This is a genomic window from Bradyrhizobium sp. UFLA03-84 (assembly GCF_002289535.1).
Taxonomy (GTDB): domain Bacteria; phylum Pseudomonadota; class Alphaproteobacteria; order Rhizobiales; family Xanthobacteraceae; genus Bradyrhizobium; species Bradyrhizobium viridifuturi.
The window spans coordinates 198,557-216,773 of the sequence record NZ_NSJY01000011.1 but is presented as its reverse complement, the minus strand read 5'-3'; the positions used below and the strand labels follow the sequence as shown (position 1 = coordinate 216,773).

Annotated in this window: 13 protein-coding genes and 7 pseudogenes; 15 read left to right on the top strand and 5 right to left on the bottom strand. The window is 57.9% G+C overall.

The window, feature by feature from the left end:
* Nucleotides 1–370: 370 nt before the first annotated feature.
* A complete protein-coding gene (locus CK489_RS40740; protein ID WP_143278143.1) occupies nucleotides 371–586 on the bottom strand; it encodes a response regulator in 216 nt (71 codons plus the stop codon).
* A gap of 116 nt (nucleotides 587–702) precedes the next feature.
* Between CK489_RS40740 and CK489_RS13290 the strand changes: the two are divergent.
* From CK489_RS13290 to CK489_RS13280, 3 genes and pseudogenes are all read left to right on the top strand, one after another.
* Nucleotides 703–909 (top strand): annotated as a pseudogene (locus tag CK489_RS13290) (IS630 family transposase); the annotation flags it as partial.
* An 852-nt stretch (nucleotides 910–1,761) separates the two neighbouring features.
* Nucleotides 1,762–2,706, top strand: a complete 945-nt coding sequence (locus CK489_RS13285; RefSeq protein WP_050399937.1) for a hypothetical protein — start codon at nucleotides 1,762–1,764, stop codon at nucleotides 2,704–2,706.
* A gap of 217 nt (nucleotides 2,707–2,923) precedes the next feature.
* Nucleotides 2,924–3,244 carry a hypothetical protein gene (locus CK489_RS13280; RefSeq protein WP_050399936.1) on the top strand — a complete coding sequence of 107 codons (321 nt, stop codon included), beginning with the start codon at nucleotides 2,924–2,926 and terminating at the stop codon, nucleotides 3,242–3,244.
* Between the two features lie 219 nt (nucleotides 3,245–3,463).
* Here CK489_RS13280 and CK489_RS42615 read toward each other — a convergent pair whose 3' ends face one another.
* Together CK489_RS42615 and CK489_RS41705 are read right to left on the bottom strand one after the other, a co-directional pair.
* On the bottom strand, nucleotides 3,464–3,646 hold the full coding sequence (locus CK489_RS42615) for an ankyrin repeat domain-containing protein (RefSeq protein ID WP_244486442.1): 183 nt from the start codon (nucleotides 3,644–3,646) through the stop codon (nucleotides 3,464–3,466).
* Nucleotides 3,592–3,813, bottom strand: a pseudogene (locus tag CK489_RS41705) (ankyrin repeat domain-containing protein); the annotation flags it as partial. The pseudogene CK489_RS41705 and the gene CK489_RS42615, both read right to left, overlap by 55 nt.
* 440 nt (nucleotides 3,814–4,253) lie before the next feature.
* On the opposite strand from CK489_RS41705, the gene CK489_RS13265 reads away from it, so the two are divergent.
* Together CK489_RS13265 and CK489_RS42225 are read left to right on the top strand one after the other, a co-directional pair.
* A complete protein-coding gene (locus CK489_RS13265) occupies nucleotides 4,254–5,237 on the top strand; it encodes an MBL fold metallo-hydrolase (RefSeq protein WP_347336851.1) in 984 nt (327 codons plus the stop codon).
* Nucleotides 5,238–5,690: 453 nt separating this feature from the next.
* A pseudogene (locus CK489_RS42225) lies at nucleotides 5,691–5,783 on the top strand (DUF3892 domain-containing protein); the annotation flags it as partial.
* A gap of 54 nt (nucleotides 5,784–5,837) precedes the next feature.
* Here the strand turns inward: CK489_RS42225 and CK489_RS13260 are convergent.
* Both CK489_RS13260 and CK489_RS42770 read right to left on the bottom strand, forming a co-directional pair.
* Nucleotides 5,838–7,392 (bottom strand): annotated as a pseudogene (locus CK489_RS13260) (ISL3 family transposase).
* Nucleotides 7,393–7,408: 16 nt separating this feature from the next.
* A pseudogene (locus CK489_RS42770) lies at nucleotides 7,409–7,624 on the bottom strand (hypothetical protein); the annotation flags it as partial.
* Between the two features lie 493 nt (nucleotides 7,625–8,117).
* Between CK489_RS42770 and CK489_RS13250 the strand changes: the two are divergent.
* From CK489_RS13250 to CK489_RS13220, 10 genes and pseudogenes are all read left to right on the top strand, one after another.
* Nucleotides 8,118–8,396, top strand: a complete 279-nt coding sequence (locus CK489_RS13250) for a DUF3892 domain-containing protein (protein ID WP_050399935.1) — start codon at nucleotides 8,118–8,120, stop codon at nucleotides 8,394–8,396.
* 794 nt (nucleotides 8,397–9,190) lie between these two features.
* Nucleotides 9,191–9,724 (top strand): transposase DNA-binding-containing protein, encoded by a 534-nt coding sequence (locus CK489_RS42220; RefSeq protein WP_244486438.1) that lies wholly within the window; start codon nucleotides 9,191–9,193, stop codon nucleotides 9,722–9,724.
* Nucleotides 9,725–9,764: 40 nt separating this feature from the next.
* The gene (locus CK489_RS42215) at nucleotides 9,765–10,172 is read left to right on the top strand and encodes a hypothetical protein (RefSeq protein ID WP_244486437.1); all 408 of its coding nucleotides are present in this window, start codon (nucleotides 9,765–9,767) and stop codon (nucleotides 10,170–10,172) included.
* A 305-nt stretch (nucleotides 10,173–10,477) separates the two neighbouring features.
* A pseudogene (locus CK489_RS42210) lies at nucleotides 10,478–10,734 on the top strand (transposase); the annotation flags it as partial.
* Between the two features lie 381 nt (nucleotides 10,735–11,115).
* Nucleotides 11,116–11,685, top strand: coding sequence for a hypothetical protein (locus CK489_RS40725; RefSeq protein WP_128089705.1), 570 nt, complete (start codon nucleotides 11,116–11,118; stop codon nucleotides 11,683–11,685).
* Nucleotides 11,686–11,719: 34 nt separating this feature from the next.
* A pseudogene (locus tag CK489_RS13235) lies at nucleotides 11,720–12,760 on the top strand (IS5 family transposase); the annotation flags it as partial.
* 578 nt (nucleotides 12,761–13,338) lie between these two features.
* Nucleotides 13,339–13,509, top strand: coding sequence for a hypothetical protein (locus CK489_RS41305; RefSeq protein WP_157113713.1), 171 nt, complete (start codon nucleotides 13,339–13,341; stop codon nucleotides 13,507–13,509).
* Between the two features lie 336 nt (nucleotides 13,510–13,845).
* A complete protein-coding gene (locus CK489_RS13230) occupies nucleotides 13,846–15,051 on the top strand; it encodes an HlyD family secretion protein (protein ID WP_050399933.1) in 1,206 nt (401 codons plus the stop codon).
* A 176-nt stretch (nucleotides 15,052–15,227) separates the two neighbouring features.
* Entirely contained in the window at nucleotides 15,228–17,021 is a 1,794-nt protein-coding gene (locus CK489_RS13225; RefSeq protein ID WP_245350353.1) for a glycosyltransferase, read from the top strand.
* 9 nt (nucleotides 17,022–17,030) lie between these two features.
* Nucleotides 17,031–18,119, top strand: coding sequence for a cache domain-containing protein (locus tag CK489_RS13220; protein ID WP_050399931.1), 1,089 nt, complete (start codon nucleotides 17,031–17,033; stop codon nucleotides 18,117–18,119).
* The last annotated feature ends 98 nt before the right edge of the window (nucleotides 18,120–18,217 follow it).

The window sequence follows — 18,217 nt, the reverse complement described above, 5'->3', positions numbered from 1 at the left end:
GTACGTTCCGCCAATGCAAGCCGCCAACGCAAGGATCAATCAAGAAGGTTTGAGTTGCCGTTATCGACGCCGCTTGGGTCCGCGCCATTGCCACGATCTTCGCGTCCAAACCTGGTCGCGCTTTTGGCTTCTGGCCAAAGCTTCGAACGCAGCTGCTTGACGCTCCAACGCAAGCACGTTGCGTTCCTGGAGCTTGAGAGTGGCGTTCGCCAGTTCTACGTAGCGCCCCACATCCGCGATGATGCGAAACTGTTTTTCCAGGCGCTCCGTTTCAACATCGAGAAAGTCTTCGGCTTCAACCGGATAATCCGGTCCCGCGTTCGAACTTCTGCGCGGGCAATGGCACGTATCAACCTGCCATCTTCCCAATTCATGATTGGAGCACCCGCGCTTTTAACATCGCGTCGGCTATCGGGTGTAAGCTGTGGAACTCGCGGCGTTTGCTCTGTCCCGAGCCGGTCAATAATCTTGCGACCATTTGCCGGATAGTTTGACTCATGAACGGTTTCGCCAACCAGCCGAGTGCACCAACTGCAAACACATAAGTCGAAAACACACCGAGCGCACTCCAAACAGCGATTTTCATTCTGGTACTCCCTATTGCGTGGGCCGGTTCGATACGTGTGAGTAAACCCAATATGGCCAAAGGCCGTTCGCAGGGCTGCTACCGGAATCGGTAGGGACCTCGTTTTGAAGCGCCCACGCTGGTTCGCTGAACTCACCAGAAAGCAAATCCAGCGAGGTGTTCACACCTCGGTCAAACAGCTCGAGGCCGACATCCGTACCTTCATCGACCTGCACAACAAAAATCCGAAGCCCTTCAAATGGACCAAGTCTGCTGACCAGATTTTGGCTTCCGTCAAACGCTTCTGCCACAAAGCCCACCAGACTTTATGTGGTGAACTTTAGATTCACGTGACTAGCCTTGCCGAGTTTGATGCATGTTTCTTGGGTATCAGACGGAACCCAGCGGGGAATAGTGGCACAATGACACCTCCCTACGGTTCATCAACCAGTTTGCCGGAAACGTTAGAGCCGGCGTAAAACTGGCGAACGTTTTCCGGTCAAGCTCCTGACGACAAGGAGATTGGCACAAAGCCTTCGCGCAAAACCGAAATCGCACAAGCCTTCCTCCGCTGACCCGGACCTAAACACTCTACGATCCTTGGCCGCCAAAAACCCCGAAGTCCTCGAAAACTTTCACCAACTGGGGCGCCGGCTGGCCGGTGCGCTCATACAATCGGGCCACGTCGAACGCGCGGCAATGCTTTCGGTGTCCGTGGATCAATTCGAATAGTGAAGGTGGCCGCAGCGGTGCGCCCACCTCTTTTGACGCAATTGGCTTTCAATCTCGCAGTTGTCCGGCACCAGGTTCTTCGCATTTGACTGCCAATGTCGTTGCACGGACTGCCGGCGATCACCGTCATGTGCGTCAATCAGCTTAGCCCGCTCTGTTCAGTAGTGCCTGCCCGCTTCGCTTTTTGTCGCAGTCTCCCGTGTCTGGTTCGGTACTTTGAGGTAAGGAGTCGGACCTTGCCAGCATGAGCGACCCGAGTCTGGTGCTAACCAGATGCTTTCCTCGCGCTCGAATACAACTCCTGTGTGGCACACCGTTTGCTGAGTCAGCGACGGGATCAAATTCGTGCGGTCGTCAATGTCTCGCAATCGCGAGATGACACTCAAATGAGCCACCAGACGATGTGAGTATCATCCCTGCTCACACCTGGACGACCGACACCCACCAGAATTGAGAGGAACGTCATGGCCACCACAATCACAATCAACGTGCAGAACAACAGCCCTGCGCTTCAGAATTTCTTCTTCTTTCAGCAACCGGCGATCTACACCGGCGGTCCCGAGGTGTACACCAACAGCCTATACTCTCAAGCGCTGCTACCCTTCGAGACGTCAGGAGCCATCCTGACATTCTCGCTGGTGATACAAGACTACGCCGGCGTCCAACAACAGGTGACACCGCCGACCGTTGGCAAGCCGTCCGGACAACTCGCGGCCTCACAGGCAATCACCGTAACCCCCGCGGCCGGCGGAACGCCCACCAAGAACACGACGACCATGACCGTCAATCCCTCTCTTGGGCTATCGCCGCCGGTTTCCACGCCGGGCCCGCAGGCTGGCTCCTTCCGCATCATAACGCCGGTCTTTAACCCGACCTTGGAGAACTACAATGCCGGCTCTGCCTTACGAACTCTAACTGGCGGTGTCACACTCTCGAATTTCGTCACAGCCCAACCAAACACCAATTTGGACTGTCAGCCCATTCGCATTTTCTATGTTCAAACCGGCAACTATACGGCCGGCACGGTGATGAACTTCACCGCATCCTCGGCCACGGCGGCCGTTTGCGACGCCACGCCAGGATATTCAACCTTCAGCGTCGTGTACAATGCTAACGGTACGTGGACGGTCACGCCTTACGCGCTCGTCCGCGGGGCTAATGGCCGCGGTAGACTGGTCGAAGGTGCGACCGCTGTAAATGCCGAGGTCCTAAACGAAGCTGGTACAGCTACAATCTCGACGGGCTACGTTGCGGACAACGATTTCAGTCCTCCTATCCTCGTGCAGAATTTGAGTCACCCCGCAGTGATCAACGTGCTTGCCGACTATCAAGTTGGCCCTATCGGCGGCCCCAAACTTGGCACCACGTGCATCGAGAAGCAGGGAACTTCCGCTACGTTCGCCCCCTAGGCGGTCGCGCCGTATGAAGCTAGCGGAGAATTCTTGGCGGGTACGCTGCATGCGCCACTTGTTCAGCCGCACCAGGCTGGCTTGATCGGCCACATTGGGCTCACGATGCCAGGGACATTGAAGCACATGCCCTTGGTTGGACCACGTCAGAGCAAGGTACCGGCAACATCGTCTGCCGGTACCTATTTTCAGATACTACGCTGGCAAGGAGATCGTAATGACAATCGAAACCGAAATAAGTGATGAGATGAACCACGCATCCGACGCGTTTCAAGACCTCACTAGGCGAGCGATCGCAACGCAAACTGAGTTTTCGAAGAGATACCTCGAGACGTACTGGCACTGGCAAGAACGCATGCAGGCCGAGACGACGCAACTGACGGATCTCTACAAAAAGGTGTTTTCGACGCTTTCAACGGCCGATCAGATAGGCATCTTCCAAGTTTGGATGAAAGGTGCCACACAGCGAGCCGCGCGGGATTTGATCTATTCAATCGAATCCGCGAAGGCTATCGCGAAGGTCGAACCCCTGGCTTGAACGCTCCAGTCTGCGGATAGTACTTCCTCTACGCTCACCAGCGAACCGCGGTGGCATTTTGGCCTTTTGGCTACTCCGTTTGCTTTCAGTTGTGCGGCCAATGAAGCAATCGCCGTTAGCAAAACAAAGAAGCCGGCGGCGCGCTATCCGTCTGGGGCATCCGCACGGGACGAAACGGTGTTGCTTGGTGCGCCCGCATTGTGGGACATCAGTCGGAAGTTACCAGGGGAAGCCAAACGAAATGCCCCCTCCACCGCAGTGGAAGGGGCTGTCGTGGTTCAGACGGCGGATTGCCGCTGCTTCGATCAGTTTGATGATCACCATGTGGCCCTCGCGGGCCGCACAGATCAGCGCGGTGTCCCCAGAGTTGTCCCGGGCGTCGACGGCCGCACCTTTGGCCAGCAGGGCCTTACGATCGAGATATGACCGAACACCGCCGCTAGGATCAGGGCCGTGCGGCCATCGCTGTCACGGAGCTCGAGAGCGGTATCCTTGGCCAGCAAGGCCTCGACGATCGCGGGATGATCGCTGCAGGCCGCCCAGATCAGCGCGGTGTTGCCATCACTGTCCTGAAAGTCAGTTCTGCGCCTTCGGCGAGCATGGTCTTCACGGCCGCAAGGTTAAGGTCGTGGAAATCCCCGAGCGTTTCGACGGCCCAACGAAGAATTCGGATGGATCAACACTAGCCTTGCGGCCATCCGCTCGATGAGGTCAATCGTCGGGTTCTTCGATTCCCGCTCAAGACTGGCCAACTATCAGCGGTCAATCCCAGCGTTGTAAGCCAATTGCTCTTGCGAAATGCCGCATTCTACACGGATCCGACGCAAGTTCCAGGCAATGAGTGCGCAAACTTTCATGCAGCGAAGCATGCCGCTGCTCAAACAATCAGACCATTGGTTATGACCCAACGATTAGCATGGCTAGCGGGTGAGGAGTGGTAGACAAGAGCATACAGCCGACCGCAATCCAACGCCTCAACATCTGAAATCTTCGCCAATAAAGACGCGCAATGGTCGATCGCCCGCTTGACGCAGATCAAGGCAAAATCATCGATGCTGGAACAGTTTCGCATGGTGACGCAGATGGCTGTCGAATTAATACCCAGGGATCCATGATGAACAGCGAAGCTACACGTCAACCTGACGTGAAAGGTTTCTTCGATACCATTACGGGTACGGTCAGCTATGTCGTGTCGGATCCCGATACGCGGCGAGCAGCGATTGTCGATTCAGTACTCGATTATGACGCGAATGCTGCGCGTACGCGCACGCAATCTGCAGATGCGATTGTTGCCTATTTCAAGGAGAGACATCTTGTTCAGGAATGGCACCTCGAGACACATGCTCATGCCGACCACCTGTCCGCGGCGCTTTATCTAAAGGAGAAATTGGGCGGCCGGATTGCAATCGGCGAGAAAATTGCGATCGTCCAGGAGACCTTTAGGAGGATACTTAATCTCGAGCCCGCATTCGCGACCAATGGCAGCCAATTCGATCACCTGTTCAGGGACGGTGAGACGTTTCGGATTGGCGAACTGAAAGCTCGCGTCATCCACACTCCTGGTCATACGCCCGCCTGTCTGACGTACCTGATCGGCGATACCGCGTTTGTCGGCGACACACTGTTCATGCCGGATTGTGGAACCGGCCGATGCGACTTCCCGGGTGGCGATCCTCGCGAGCTTTATCGCTCGATCCGAAAGCTGTTCGCACTTCCGGCGCACACGCGGCTTTACGTTTGTCACGACTATCGGCCGGATGGGGGCGCTCCGCTCTGGCAAACTACGGTCGCAGAAGAACGCGAAAAGAACGTCCACGTTCATGATGGCGTCAGCGAGGAGGAATTTGTTGCGATGCGGCACGCGCGCGACGAGACGCTCGACTTGCCCGTGCTGATCCTGCCCGCCTTGCAAATCAACATGCGGGCGGGTCGGTTCCCAGCGCCCGAAGACAACGGCGTCAGCTATCTGAAGATACCGCTGAACCACCTATAGCGGGTTTGCGAGGGATTATTGGAATTTGCGTAAGGGCAGTGTTGACCCGAGACGAGATCCTCACGCAGGAATCAAGGCTAGCTGGCCCTAGACGGGCAGCACCTGCGACGACTCAGCTACGGTGAAGGGATAGTCCAGACTACGAACGCTCAATGGCGGCGGCGAAAGTCGAAGTAGTAAGAAAATCCGTTGGGGATTACCATGCCGGTTCGAGTCCGGCCGCCCGCACCATCACGGTAATCCGACCTCGAGACTACTTCCGAGACCTGGGCGTCCAGCTTTCGATCAAGTCAGACCATCACACGTCAGGACGGTAAGTGTTCGACCGTATTGACCAAGCCCCACAACATCTTCGTGCACTCGATAGATGCGGTTGCCTCCCATCCAATCGTTCAAGCGCCCATCATCACTATCTCGCTCGCCTACACGCGCGAAGGGAATGAGAGCTCCTAGGTTGGCGTACGTGAGAGTGCCGCTGGCAACAAGTCCCTGCAAACCTATGCCGACGGCATCTGGAAGGACGATCTCCTCGCGCTCAATGAGTGTTCGTGTCAATCGGCTTGCAAATGTGGCTCTGACGCAATTTTGGTGCAGCTCCGATTATTCTGCGCCGATTAGTCTCGCTTGAAGCAGATCGATTTTGCCGCGGCCGTACATTTGGCGTTTGATGAGCTTGAGGCGCGTGATCTGACCTTCAGTCTGGCCGTTAGACCAGGGCAAAGTGATTGCTGCTCGGACCGCCGTTTCGTCCCTGGCGACGCCGCTGGCGAACGAGGCGACGAGACTAGCGCGGGCGCGCTCGATCCACGTCATGAGACCCACCTCGATCTTGCGGCGGATCATCATGTGGAATTCGGCAATGATCTCGCGTGCCTCGACCAAGGTTGGCACGCCAGCTTCGATCGCCACGACCGTGACGGTCTCCGCTTTCGTGAGGGAGTCCCGCCCGATTGTCATGAGGCGCGCGATCGTCCTGGCCGACGGAATCCTCTGCAAGTTTTGTGTCGGCCCTTTCCGCTCGTCGTCTGCGGGTGGCCCACTCGCTGATGATGCGGAGCGAGCCTCGGAATCCAAGCCCTGATAAGCGGCGCCACAGTTCAGCTCCATTGCGGCAGCCGGACGCCCACTGCTCGTCCAGCCATGGCAAGTGCAGATCCAACGAACTTTGCCGGGTTCGGAAGACGTCGTGACATTCGCCGCGGACCACCTGTCGTATCAGCTTCCTGCTGTGGCCGGTCTGACGCACAATCTGCTTGATAGGTATGCCGTTCTTCGACAGTGCTAAGATGGCCGCGTTGGTCTCCTCGCGGCGCAGATAACCCTCATACTGAAGGCGTTCGGCGGCCGTGAGCAGCTTGGGGTTGATTGTGGTGGCGCCGATGACGGTGCGTATCTGGCGCATCGATTTGCGTACGGCGTCGAGGAAAGTCCGACTGGCGTTCTCCATCAGATCCCAACGATCGGCGACCTGTACTGCATGCGGTAGAGCCTTGGCTGCCGCTTCGCCATATCCGCCGCCGCGATCACGGGCGACGATTGCGATCGTGGGATGAGCAGAGAGCCACGCTTGGGCAGTTGCCGGTTCACGATCCGGCAGCAGGGTGACCACCCGGCGCCTTTCCAGGTTGCAGATGATGCTGGCGTATCGGTGATTGCGCCGCCAGGCCCAATCATCAACGCCGATAACCTTGAGCGGGTCAGTTGGACGACGGCTACGGCGCCGAACTACCCGAAGAAGCGTATCTTTGCTCACCGGCAGCATCAGCCGCTTTGCAAAGCCTGCTGCAGGTCGACCGCCAAGCGCCAGACCGAGGTGATGGACGATGGAGTCCAGGCTTGCCGTACGTCGCGCCGATGGCGCCAGTACGCCTTCGGCGAATCGCTCGGTGAAGATTTGGCGCCCGCATAGAACCGCGCCACAGCGAAAGCGGCGGGCGATTACCAAGAGCTGGACGATCCGCCCCGAGAGCGGCAGATCGGTCACGCGGCGTCGATAGCGGCGATGGACACTTCGGGAAACTGTTCCGCAAGATGGACACAGGCCGACGCTTCCGGACGCCCGAACCACCACCATGGCCTTATCACCCTCGTAGTAAGCACTCTCTACAACAAACCCACGCTGCACCAAACTGGAGCGGTGGAGTGCCTGCTGCATGGCGCTGATTCTCCTCCTATCCAAGCGCCAGTCGTCCCTCAAACTGCATCAAAAGTGAGTCAGAGCCCAATTTTGACCCCTTTGCGCGGCGAGCATTGCTGGTAGCGCTCGTCTCGTCGGAGCTGGCCGGGATAGCGGAGGCGAGACGAGCGCGGGTGGCGTGATCGTCGTCTCGGCTCTTGAATCGCCAACTGTCGTTGCCGGTCTCGACGATATCGCAGTGATGGGTCAGGCCACGTGTACGCGCGATTGCTGCTTATGCCGACAGATTAGAAACGGGGCGATTAAGTGGTTCCCGAAGAATGGGACGATTTGGACAAGAAGAACGGATCGAGCAGGTTACTTTCACTTTTCGCTTGAGCTTGCCCTCCGGCAAGGACGGGGGCTCAACGTCGGCTGCCGAGGAATGTCGAAACCCGTTGCATCTGAGCACTCGGGGCCCTAGCTAGAAGTCCGGGGATTTGCCCCGCTTAATGACCAGGGGCAGTGATCCGATTCACCAGATCCCCATGTGAGACTTGAGCGTATCGATCCGATCTCGGCACGGCGCAAGCGGCAGAAGAACGACTCGCGCCGTGCGTATCCCACGTCCGATAAGCAATGATACGCCCCCCCACTATTCCAGGGAGGGGGGCGAGCCCCAACCATGTGGCAGCATGAGCGGATAGCGTGTCCGATTCTCCGCCAGCGGTCCCGAGCTTCGGCTCACAAAATAGGAGTGGTTCATGACTCGCCGGATTACATGCATTGTCAAGCTACCCACGCATCAAGACCGCCATCGGCGCATTCAAGCCGTCGGCGGCTCAGGGTGGCAACACCCGGAAGAGACAGCCATCGCAAATGTCAAACGCGATCCGAAAGCTTATGATGTCAGCGAGCAAGGCAAGACGGCCTGGGTGATCGTCAGAAAACACGACGGTCGCGAGTACCTGAAGACCGAGAATGATCGTTTTCTCCCCGATAACCTTTTGAGCCTTGATGACTGCCTGCGACTAGAACGTTAAGGGGATTCAATCCGCGAGCCGTCGTATTTGCGGGGTCAGCGGCGCCCTGCTAACCGGCAATTCGACGCGATTGCGTACTAGCCCCCCCGCTGAGGCCCAGAACAATTACCGGCCGATTACTTAATCGAACTGTTTTGGCGCGGGACCATTAGGCGATGGTGGATGCGTTTCCCAGCCCCCAAGTTGGCGCATTCACTTTCGGGCCCAGCGCTCCTTCTGAGGAGCGCTGGGACTCTATTTGCCAACCGCTGTTTGGCCCGATCTCAGGACGAGAATCGGCGCCCCATCGGCTATTAGCCGGAGTCCGCGGGGCGGGCTGGCTATCCACGCCGGAGACTGATGATCATTTTCGCGGCGAAGTTGGTTACCGGACTGCCCCTCCAAGGACATAGCGCTGCGATCCCGGTTCACCTGCCTCTTTTTGCGCCCGGCTGATTCGACGAAATCTCGATCTCGCCCTTAAGCCCCGCCCCGTTCGTAAGCGCTCAGCCGGCTTTCAATGTAAGCGGCGAGCTGAGCTTTCAATTACCCACATCTGAAATCGGATTTGAACGGCGCGCGGCGGGCAAAATCTTGAATCGGCAGAATCTGTTGTGATTCGTTGTTGAGCACCTGATTCGAAGACGTGGGGTGCTCGATGGGCTTGGTGAAGGAACGCGCGGAGGCGCGTGCTCAGCGATTGACCGGCGGTATTGAGACTTAGGCGTGGGTTGATCGGGAAGCTGCGGGATGCGAGTAACGATGAGCGGCTTGGCCGCCGGTTCTGCAAATTGCTCGCACAAATCGGGAGCGACATGGGTCAAAGCATCCCGCTGGTTTGTCAGGACTGGGCCAACACGAACGCCGCCTATCGCTTCCTCTCGAACGAATGGGTCAACGAGGCAGATATTCTTTGCGGTCATTTCGAGGCGACGCGCGGGTGCGGAACGGCGACGAAGGGACCGATCCTCGCTCTCCATGACACGACGGAGTTCAGATTCAAGCGTGAGAAGCCGGATCTGATTGGCTTTACAGGCAAGACGGCGGGGCGCACGCAGTGCGGCATCCTGATGCATTCGAGCCTCGCCGTGACGACCGAGGGGCTTCCGCTCGGACTGGCGGCAATCAAGTTCTGGACACGCAAGAAGTTCAAGGGGACGACTGCGCTGAAGCGAAAAATCAATCCGACGCGTGTTCCGATCGAGCAGAAGGAGAGCATCCGCTGGCTGGAGAATTTACGGCAATCGACCAATCTTCTCGCGTATTGGCGATCGCGAGAGCGACATCTACGAACTGTTTTGCCTGGCCGAGGAGGTTGGAACGCATTTCCTTGTGCGAACCTGTGTTGATCGGCTTACCGGGGACGGCATTCATACAACTGCCGACGAAATGGACGAGGTTACGGTCAAAGGCCTGCATCGGATCAAGGTCAAGGATGACAGAGGCAACCCGGACGAAGAGCGTCTCGAAATTCGTTTCCGCAAGCTTCGGATTCCGCCGCCGATCGGCAAGCAGAAGAAATTTCCCGCACTCACTCTGACCGTGATCCATGCTCAAGAGCGGGGAACGCCGAAACGGCGAAAGAAGATCGAGTGGAAGCTCTTCCCCGATCTCCCGGTCCAATCGCGCAGGGATGCCATCAAGAAAATCGAATGGTACTCGTTGAGGTCGAAGATCGAAGTCTTGCATAAGATCCTCAAATCTGGCTGCAAGGCGGAGGACTCGAAGTTGCGAACCGCTGAACGTTTGGTCAATCTGATCGCCGTTTTTTGTATTGTAGGCGCGTCTTCTGGATGACGATGCTCAATCATTCCTCACCGAATGCCCTACCGCAGACGGCGCTGACAGATTCCGAACTCAGGCTTCTTGATCATTTGGTGAAAGACAAGGGTGACGATCGCCCTCGACGGCGTACGCTCTCGCACTATGTCGTCAAGATCGCGCGGCTCGGAGGATACTTGGCCCGAGCCAACGATCCTCCTCCAGGAAATACCGTCATCTGGCGCTGACTATGGCGGCTGACTGACATCGAACTGGGAGCCGCGATCGAGGCAAAGATTATGGGTAATTGAACAGTCTCCTTGCGGCTTACGATCGATGGCGTTCGAGAGGCCATCCAGGCAGTCGGAGCAAGCCTGCTCTATCTCCCGCCCTACAGTCCGGACTTCAACCCGATCGAGATGGCCTTCTCGAAATTGAAGGCTCTGTTGCGCGCCGCCGCAGCACGCACCATGCCCGACCTCTGGCAAGCAATCGCCAGCGCTCTCAAACGTTTCTCACCCGAGAAATGCCAAAATATCTCGTCGCAGTTGGTTACGACGCAAGGCGATCGGATGCTCTAGCTCATCGCTCCCTCTGACAGCATGATCTGGGGCTAGGCGCTGACGACGGACAGAAGTATGCGCTCGCGGTGACGTTCACTCGGAAGACTTGACATCATCGGGCAACACCAAGCCGGGTGGCAGTCATGGCACTAGCGATTTTTCGAGACTTCGATGTGACGGCGGTCGTGCATCTCGCTGGTCGGCGCCCGACCGGCAAACGCCACGCGTGAAGCTGTGGGCCGGAACTCCAACTATGCTCTCTGTCCGCGATCGAACATATAATTATTTAATGTGATCGCGCCTGCAGGATCTTGTAGTTGACCGGTATAGCATTCTCTGGATCAAATCGCGGTCAAACCCATCTTTGCCAGTCGTGAGCACTCAAAGCGCGACTGAAAGGAAGCAGAGCTAAAGCCATGTCTCCTCTAGAAGCAATTTGCCGCTGGCTGGGATCACAAGACTTAGACACCCAGCTCGATTTCGCAGCATACGCCGCACCTTCGATTTTTGAGGGCAGTGACATTCTCACGCTTGGCGGGCCGGAGCACCTCGACGCGCTTCTGCGCTGGTTGACCGAACCTGAGTTGGATCCAAGGGCCGCCGCAGGTCGTGCTCTGACCTTCCGAATCGTCTTCGAGTACTTTGCGCAGAGCAGAATCAGAGGGGATGGATGGAAACGAACCGAGGAACTAGAGCGCAAGATTCTGGAACAAGCTAAGTGCGACGGAAGGCTTGCGGCTGCACGCAAGACGCAAAGGAAGCTTCAACTGTTACCGGCTCGAAAAGAGAACTGGTATCGTGTTGTGAAATCCTGGAACAGACTGGCGGCGACTTATCTGACACGCGAGGCTCTCGCCAATAATGCCTCGCCACGATGGAGCCTAAGGGTCATTTCAACTGGCGACTGTCCTCCGACGGTTGCCCGCAGTCGCGAAATCTCAAGCGACCTAAGTTTTGTACGCATCCGGCGGCGCCGTCTTGTCTGACACGCTGCAATTCGCCAAGCGTGTGAACTTACCCGAGTTCTTCCAGCACACCTTCCCGCACGAGCGCCCGGACCTAAGCCATTGGCGCAAGCGGCTCGGCGACAAGCTGGAGCTGCTGCTGGCTGAGAGCCTGCGGGTGGCGCACGCGGCCGGCGCATTGCGGAGCCGGGACCTCAAGCGAGTCACAGTCGACACGACGGTGCAGCCGAAGGCTATCACCTTTCCGACCGATGAAAAGCTCTTGCATGCGGCCATTCAGGGGGCCCAACCGCCTGACGAGAAGGCTCGGCGTCAGGCTGCGGCAATCCTATTGTCGCGTGGCCAAAGCTGCGGCGATGATGGCGGGTCGCTACGCTCATGCAAAACAGTTCGGGCGGCATCAGCGGCAGTTGCGCATCCTGCGCAGCCGGCTAGGCCGGATCATCCGCGACATCCGCCGCAAGATCGAGGGCCAGCCAGCACTGGACGAAGCGTTCGCCCTGCCGCTTGACCGAGCCACGCAGATCCGCTTGCAGCAGCAGCGTCAGCGCGGATGGAAGCTTTATTCTTTGCATGCCCCAGAGGTGGAATGCATCGGCAACGGCAAGGCCGCTGCGCCTTACGAATTCGGGGTGAAGGCCTCCATCGTCACCAATAACAGCCGGGCTCCCGGTGCCTGTTCGTGCTGCACGCCAGGTCGCTGCCCGACAACCCTTACGACGGTCACACCTTGCATGACGTCGCACCGAGACACTCACTGGCTCGATCGAGCGGGCCTATGTCGACAAGGGTACCGTGGCCACGACGCGCAAAATGCCCGTCGCGTCTTCATCTCTGGTCAGAAGCGCGGCGTCTTCGGCATCATCAAGCGCGAACTGCGCCGCCGCCCGCGATCGAGCCCATCATCGGGCACATGAAAGCAGAAGGTCATCTCGGCCGCTGTTACCTCAAAGGCCGTGCCGGCGATGCCGCCAACGTCGTCCTCTCAGCCGTCGGCCACAACTTGCGCCGCATCCTCGCCTGGCGCAGGGAGCTCTTGCGCCCGTTCCTATGGCGAACGCTCGTCGGTTCCGCAAAGCTCAATCCGGCTTCTTAACGAACGACTACCCATTGTCCTTTCTTGACAAACACTGGACGCTTGTCATCGCAAGATGATGACGTCCACGTGGACGTCTCGGGCAATGCCTTCAAAGATCCTCGGAGCTTTTTGGAAAATACCGTTGGCTGATATTAGATTGACTCAAGTTACGCGTCGCATTCTCACGGCCACCCCTTCAAAATACCGCATTCAACCATAAGTTCCGGAGTTTGTTGGCCAGTGAGTATCTTCGCGTGAGAAAAGCCCCGGTCCAACGCTGATTGACATCCGTCGCACGTCTTCATCACCCGTTCCATGGATCAATCCACGACAGCCTTCCGTGAGTCGTTCCTCACTCATTCGCTCTCCTCGGCTATCCAAGAGAAGGCGAAGTTGGCCGCGGATCGAGCATCATCAGATGCAGACGAATTCTGCGCAGTTGAGACGTCGGACTTCTTCCCGCGGCCAAGTACCTACTAAGGGAGGTAGGCATGGACATGCTGGAGGTTGTGCTACCTTGAAATAGTTGATGATCGGAACTGAGCAAACAACCACGCGGGACATCGTCAATCCTTCTTCAAGTTAGGAGACACCGAATGCCCACGATTGCAACCGACGATGAGAACGCGAACGGCGAACACGCACAGCGCCCGTGCTGGCTGAGCCCTTCGTTTACGACGCATTGGCGCTGCGGAACCGGCCGCACCTGCGTCGCACATTTCGATTGGGTTTCTGGAATGGGCGACAACAACCCAAGCGACGACTAACGTTTTGGTTGCGGCAAGTGGTTCATCCAAGGCTCGACTATATTTGATCAGCTCAAAGTGCGGCCATCGTCTACAACGCGGTAATCAATCCGCCGAGCGTGAACAAGGAACGACAGCGCTCTATTCCCTCCGGAGAGCTCGCGAGATGCAGAGCCTGCACGATCTGCGACCTCGAACAGTGTGACCTTGCCGATCGCCGTCGTTATCAACTGTCTCGCATTCTAACGATCCAATTCATGTTCAACGTCTGACTGCAGTGTCACATTTGCTTGCCTCCACAAATTCGCCTCTAAGTTGCGCTAGAAAAGGCAGCTTGAATGTGATTGGAAGTCTCTCATGAAGCTCATACGTGTGGTCATTGGCTTGATCCTACTGGCCGGCGGCCTGTACGTCATCCTAGGTGAGCACTTCGCTGGGACTTCGGCTGATGCCACGGTAAATGCCCGACTTTACGTCGTGCGTGCCCCGATCGACGGCCGGGTAACGCTTTCCGTCAAGAGCATTGGAGCGCGCATTAATGCAGGAGAACTCGCGGCTGAGGTCTCCGATGAGCGATTTGATACCGCTCGGCTTCTTGAACTTGAGCGCGACCGCGACAATCAACGCATCGAACTCAAACGGATTGCCGGCCAGAGGGACGCGCTGTCGCGGTCGAGAGCCGGATTTGACGCGCAATCAACCGACTATCAGCGTGGCAGGATTCGACAGATCGAGGCGAGGATCGCTGAGACAAAGGCGGCGCAGGACGCAGCAGCCGCACGCCTGCGTGAGGCGGACGCCGAATTCAAACGCGCTAATGAGTTAAACAATCGCGGCGTTCAGACCGTGGCCAACCTAGATCGGGCGCGCGCGACATTCGACGTCACACAACAAGAATTGGAGAGTGCGCAGCAGCGGGTCAACTATTTCGAGACGGAACTCGCCTCAGCCCGCACCGGCGTCTTCATCGGAGAGTCCTATAATGATGCCCCCTTTTCGACGCAGCGCATTCGAGAACTAGATCAACGGCTTGCAGAGTCGTATGTCGAAGAGGAGCAAATCAAGGCGCGTATCGCTCTATTCGATCGGCAGATCGATGCGGAGCGTCTGCGCGTCAATCGGCTGACTTCCGCGACGCTCAATGCCCGGGTTCTAGGGCTTGTCTGGGATATACTGGTGGACAATGGCGAGTACGCCCGGCGCGGACAAGATCTGGTCAAGCTTGTCGACTGCAATAGCCTTGTCGTCACAGCGGGCGTAGCCGAATCGCTTTATGATAACTTATCCGCGGGGACGGCGGTGCAGTTTCGGCTGTTCGGCGACGAGCGAATTTTCGACGGAACGGTCACCCGGCTCGGCGGATCCGGTGCGGCGCCCCTCTACGCGAACCTGGCCGTTGGTCCGAGTCCGCAGCATCTGCAGCGCTTCGACGTGACAGTGACGGTGCCGGGTCTCGCACAACAACCCGATCTTGGCTGCGCCATCGGGCGCACCGGACGTGTTGTGTTTTCGAGCGGCCCGATCGCCCAATTCCGTCGCTTTTTCACACGGTACGGCTTCTGATGGCTCTGCTATCGCCACTCTTCGCCGCTCTAGCGGGAGCCGCCGTCATTATCGGGCTCCGCCTGACCGTCCTCCCGCTACTTAACCCGAACCGATGGTACTGGCGCACCCTTCTGCTTGGAACGGCAACACTTCTCTCGTGGCGCTACGTTGCGTGGCGGTTCACTGAGACCTTGGTGCCGCTCGACTGGACCCCGGATGCCGTGGTCAGTTGGGGCTTCGCAACGCTCGAGGCCCTGACTGTTCTCTCCTCTTCAATCGCATTCGTGATCCTCTCGCGGGTGAGAGAGCGCACGGCAGAGGCCGACGAACACGTAGGATGGTGGTCACCTGGAGAAGCGCCAAGCGTAGACATCTTCATCACGACCTACAATGAACCGCTCGAGATACTCGAGCGGACCATCATCGGGGCCAAAGCCGTGCGCTTTCCAAAGCTTGGCGTCTTTGTCCTTGACGATGGTCGCAGGGACTGGCTCCGACAAGCCTGCGAGCGGCACTCTGTCGGATACATTGCGCGCTCCGACAACGCGCATGCCAAGGCGGGAAACATCAACCACGCGCTTGCCCAGCGTGCCCTAAATCCAGATCGACCGGATTTTGTCGCCATCCTGGATGCGGACTTCATTCCACATGTCGATTTCATCGACCGCACAGTGGCACTGTTTTACGATCAAGGTGTTGGCCTAGTTCAAACGCCGCAGCATTTTTTTAATCCAGATCCAATCCAGCACAACCTCGGCATCAGCGCCGGGTACCCGGACGAGCAACGACACTTCTTTGACAATGTGCAATCGGCAAGGGATGCCTGGGGAATCGCGATCTGTTGCGGCACCTCATCCGTGATGAGAGTTCATGCAATCCAACAGATCGGCCTGCTTCCGACGCAAAGCGTGACCGAGGACTTCCTGCTCACGCTCAAGCTTGCCGAAAATGGATGGCAAACCGTCTATCTCAACGAAGCGCTGACCGAGGGCTTGGCTCCAGAGGGGCTCAAGGAATATATCGTCCAGCGCGGCCGCTGGTGCCTCGGCCTGATGCAAATTGCGCGCAACTGTTACAATCCATTTGGTTCGCATCGATTGGGTTTGATGCACCGGCTCAGTGTCATCGATTCCGTGCTCTATTGGCTAACCACCTTTCCCTTCCGCTTGGCGAGTCTGATCTGTCCGCTCCTGTACTGGTGGCTCGGCATTACGATCATGAATGCATCGCTCGTCGATATCACCAGATATTATATCCCGTACTACGTCATGGTCCTCGTGGCTCTGAATTGGCTCTCGAAGGGGTTGTTTATCCCCATCGTCAACGATACGGCGCAGCTGATTGCTGCGTGGCCGATTTGTCGGGCCGCGGCGCTCGGCCTCTTGACGAGAGGACCGCATCGTTTCTCGGTGACGGCCAAGGGCGGCGACAGAACGAGGATCGTTGTCCAATGGTCATTGATGCGACCTTTCCTGATCCTTTTTGGATTGACCGTTGGCGGCCTGATCGTGCCGCTAAATTCCGATTTCGTCTTCAATACCTCTTTAGCAGCCGGGGACGGCGTCGCCATCGTTCTGTTCTGGACCGTCTACAACGTTCTGGTCTTGCTGGTGGCGATCGCGGCGTGCATTGAACGCCCCCGATACAATAGGCCGCAGCGCCAGGTGCTTGAACCGATCACTTTGACGATCGGAGACGATCTGCACCGTGGCTGGCTCGTGAATCTCGGGCCGGAAGGCGCCCGCATCAGCGGACCGTTCGGCCTTTCGGTCGGGGCGACAGGCAATTTGACGATCCCAGCTATTGGCGACGTCGAGGCGCGTGTTCTTGCGTCAACTCGTGACGGTTACCGGTTAAAGTTTTCGCCGAGCATCGAGCAGCGGGCCCAAATTATCGAGAAGCTTCACACCGCCCGAGCTCTTCCCGGAGCCGATCGCGGGGACATCGTTCGCATCATCCGCGAATTGGCCCGGGCTCTTAACCGTTGAGGAGGCGTGATGGCGAACAGAGGGCTGAGCTTGCGCACGCTTGTGTTCGTCGGCGGCGCAACGTTGATGCTGGTGCCGGCGATCGTGACAGCCACACTGTACACCGCGGCCTTGGAGCAGCGCGGCGAGGAATTGCAGGTCGAGAAATTGACGACCCGCGGCGAACTGAGCGCGAACCTGCTGGCGCGGCGCCTCTACGGGGTTTGGATGGACCTAGCACGTATGGCCGACCTGATCGACCCCACCGACCCGGCAAATGCCCGTGAGCACATCCAATTCCTGAGCCGCTTGGATGGACGATACTCCTGGCTCGGCATAGCCGATCTCGAGGGCAAGGTACTGGCGGCCAGGGATGGGATGCTTGAGGGCGCAAGCGTTGCGCAGAGACCATGGTTCAGGCGCGGCCTTGATGCGCCAGCTGCGGTCGATGTTCACGAGGCCCAACTCCTCGCGAGCCTCTTGCCTGTATCCGCTGAGCCCTATCGCTTCGTCGATCTGGCCGCTCCCTTACGGCATGGTGGTTCCGTCGTCGGCGTAATCGGGGCACACCTCAATTGGAAATGGGTGCAGGAGGGGATGGCTGCTTTGCAGGCGCCCGGAATCGATGTGCTGCTGCTTTCGCGGGACCGAACCGTCCTTTTTGGTCCGACCGATCTCGTCAACAAGCGGCTAAGCGTCGGCTCAGCGCTTGCCGCCAGCCGCGTCACCAGAGCGTTTTCGAGCGAGCGGTGGCCTGACGGCAAGGACTATTTCACAGTGATCGTTCCGAGCATTGGTTTTGCTGACCTCCCGAGCTTCGGCTGGTCTCTCCTGATCCGACAGAACGCTGACGATGCTATGTCATCAACCCGAGAACTGATCCGATTGTTCTGGATCATTCTCGGCGCTGGCGCGGTTGTCGCACTCGCGCTACTCTTATGTGCCGCCCAATGGCTCAGAACGCCGCTGCGCCGGCTGTCGGAATCCGCTCAGGCCATCCTGCTCGATCCTGGCGCGCGTCCGCCGCACCAGGAGACCCGTTTTGAGGAAGCAGCAAGGTTGAGCGACGCGCTTGCCCACATGCAGTCCAAGCTGATGGGTCGTCGCTCCAATTCGTAGTTGCAGTCCCAAGAACGAGAGTGGAGCGCCGTGACTCGAACGATGATAGAAGTAATCTTCGTCAGGCGCGCCTGACATTGTGGGCCGCGGCTTTCGTT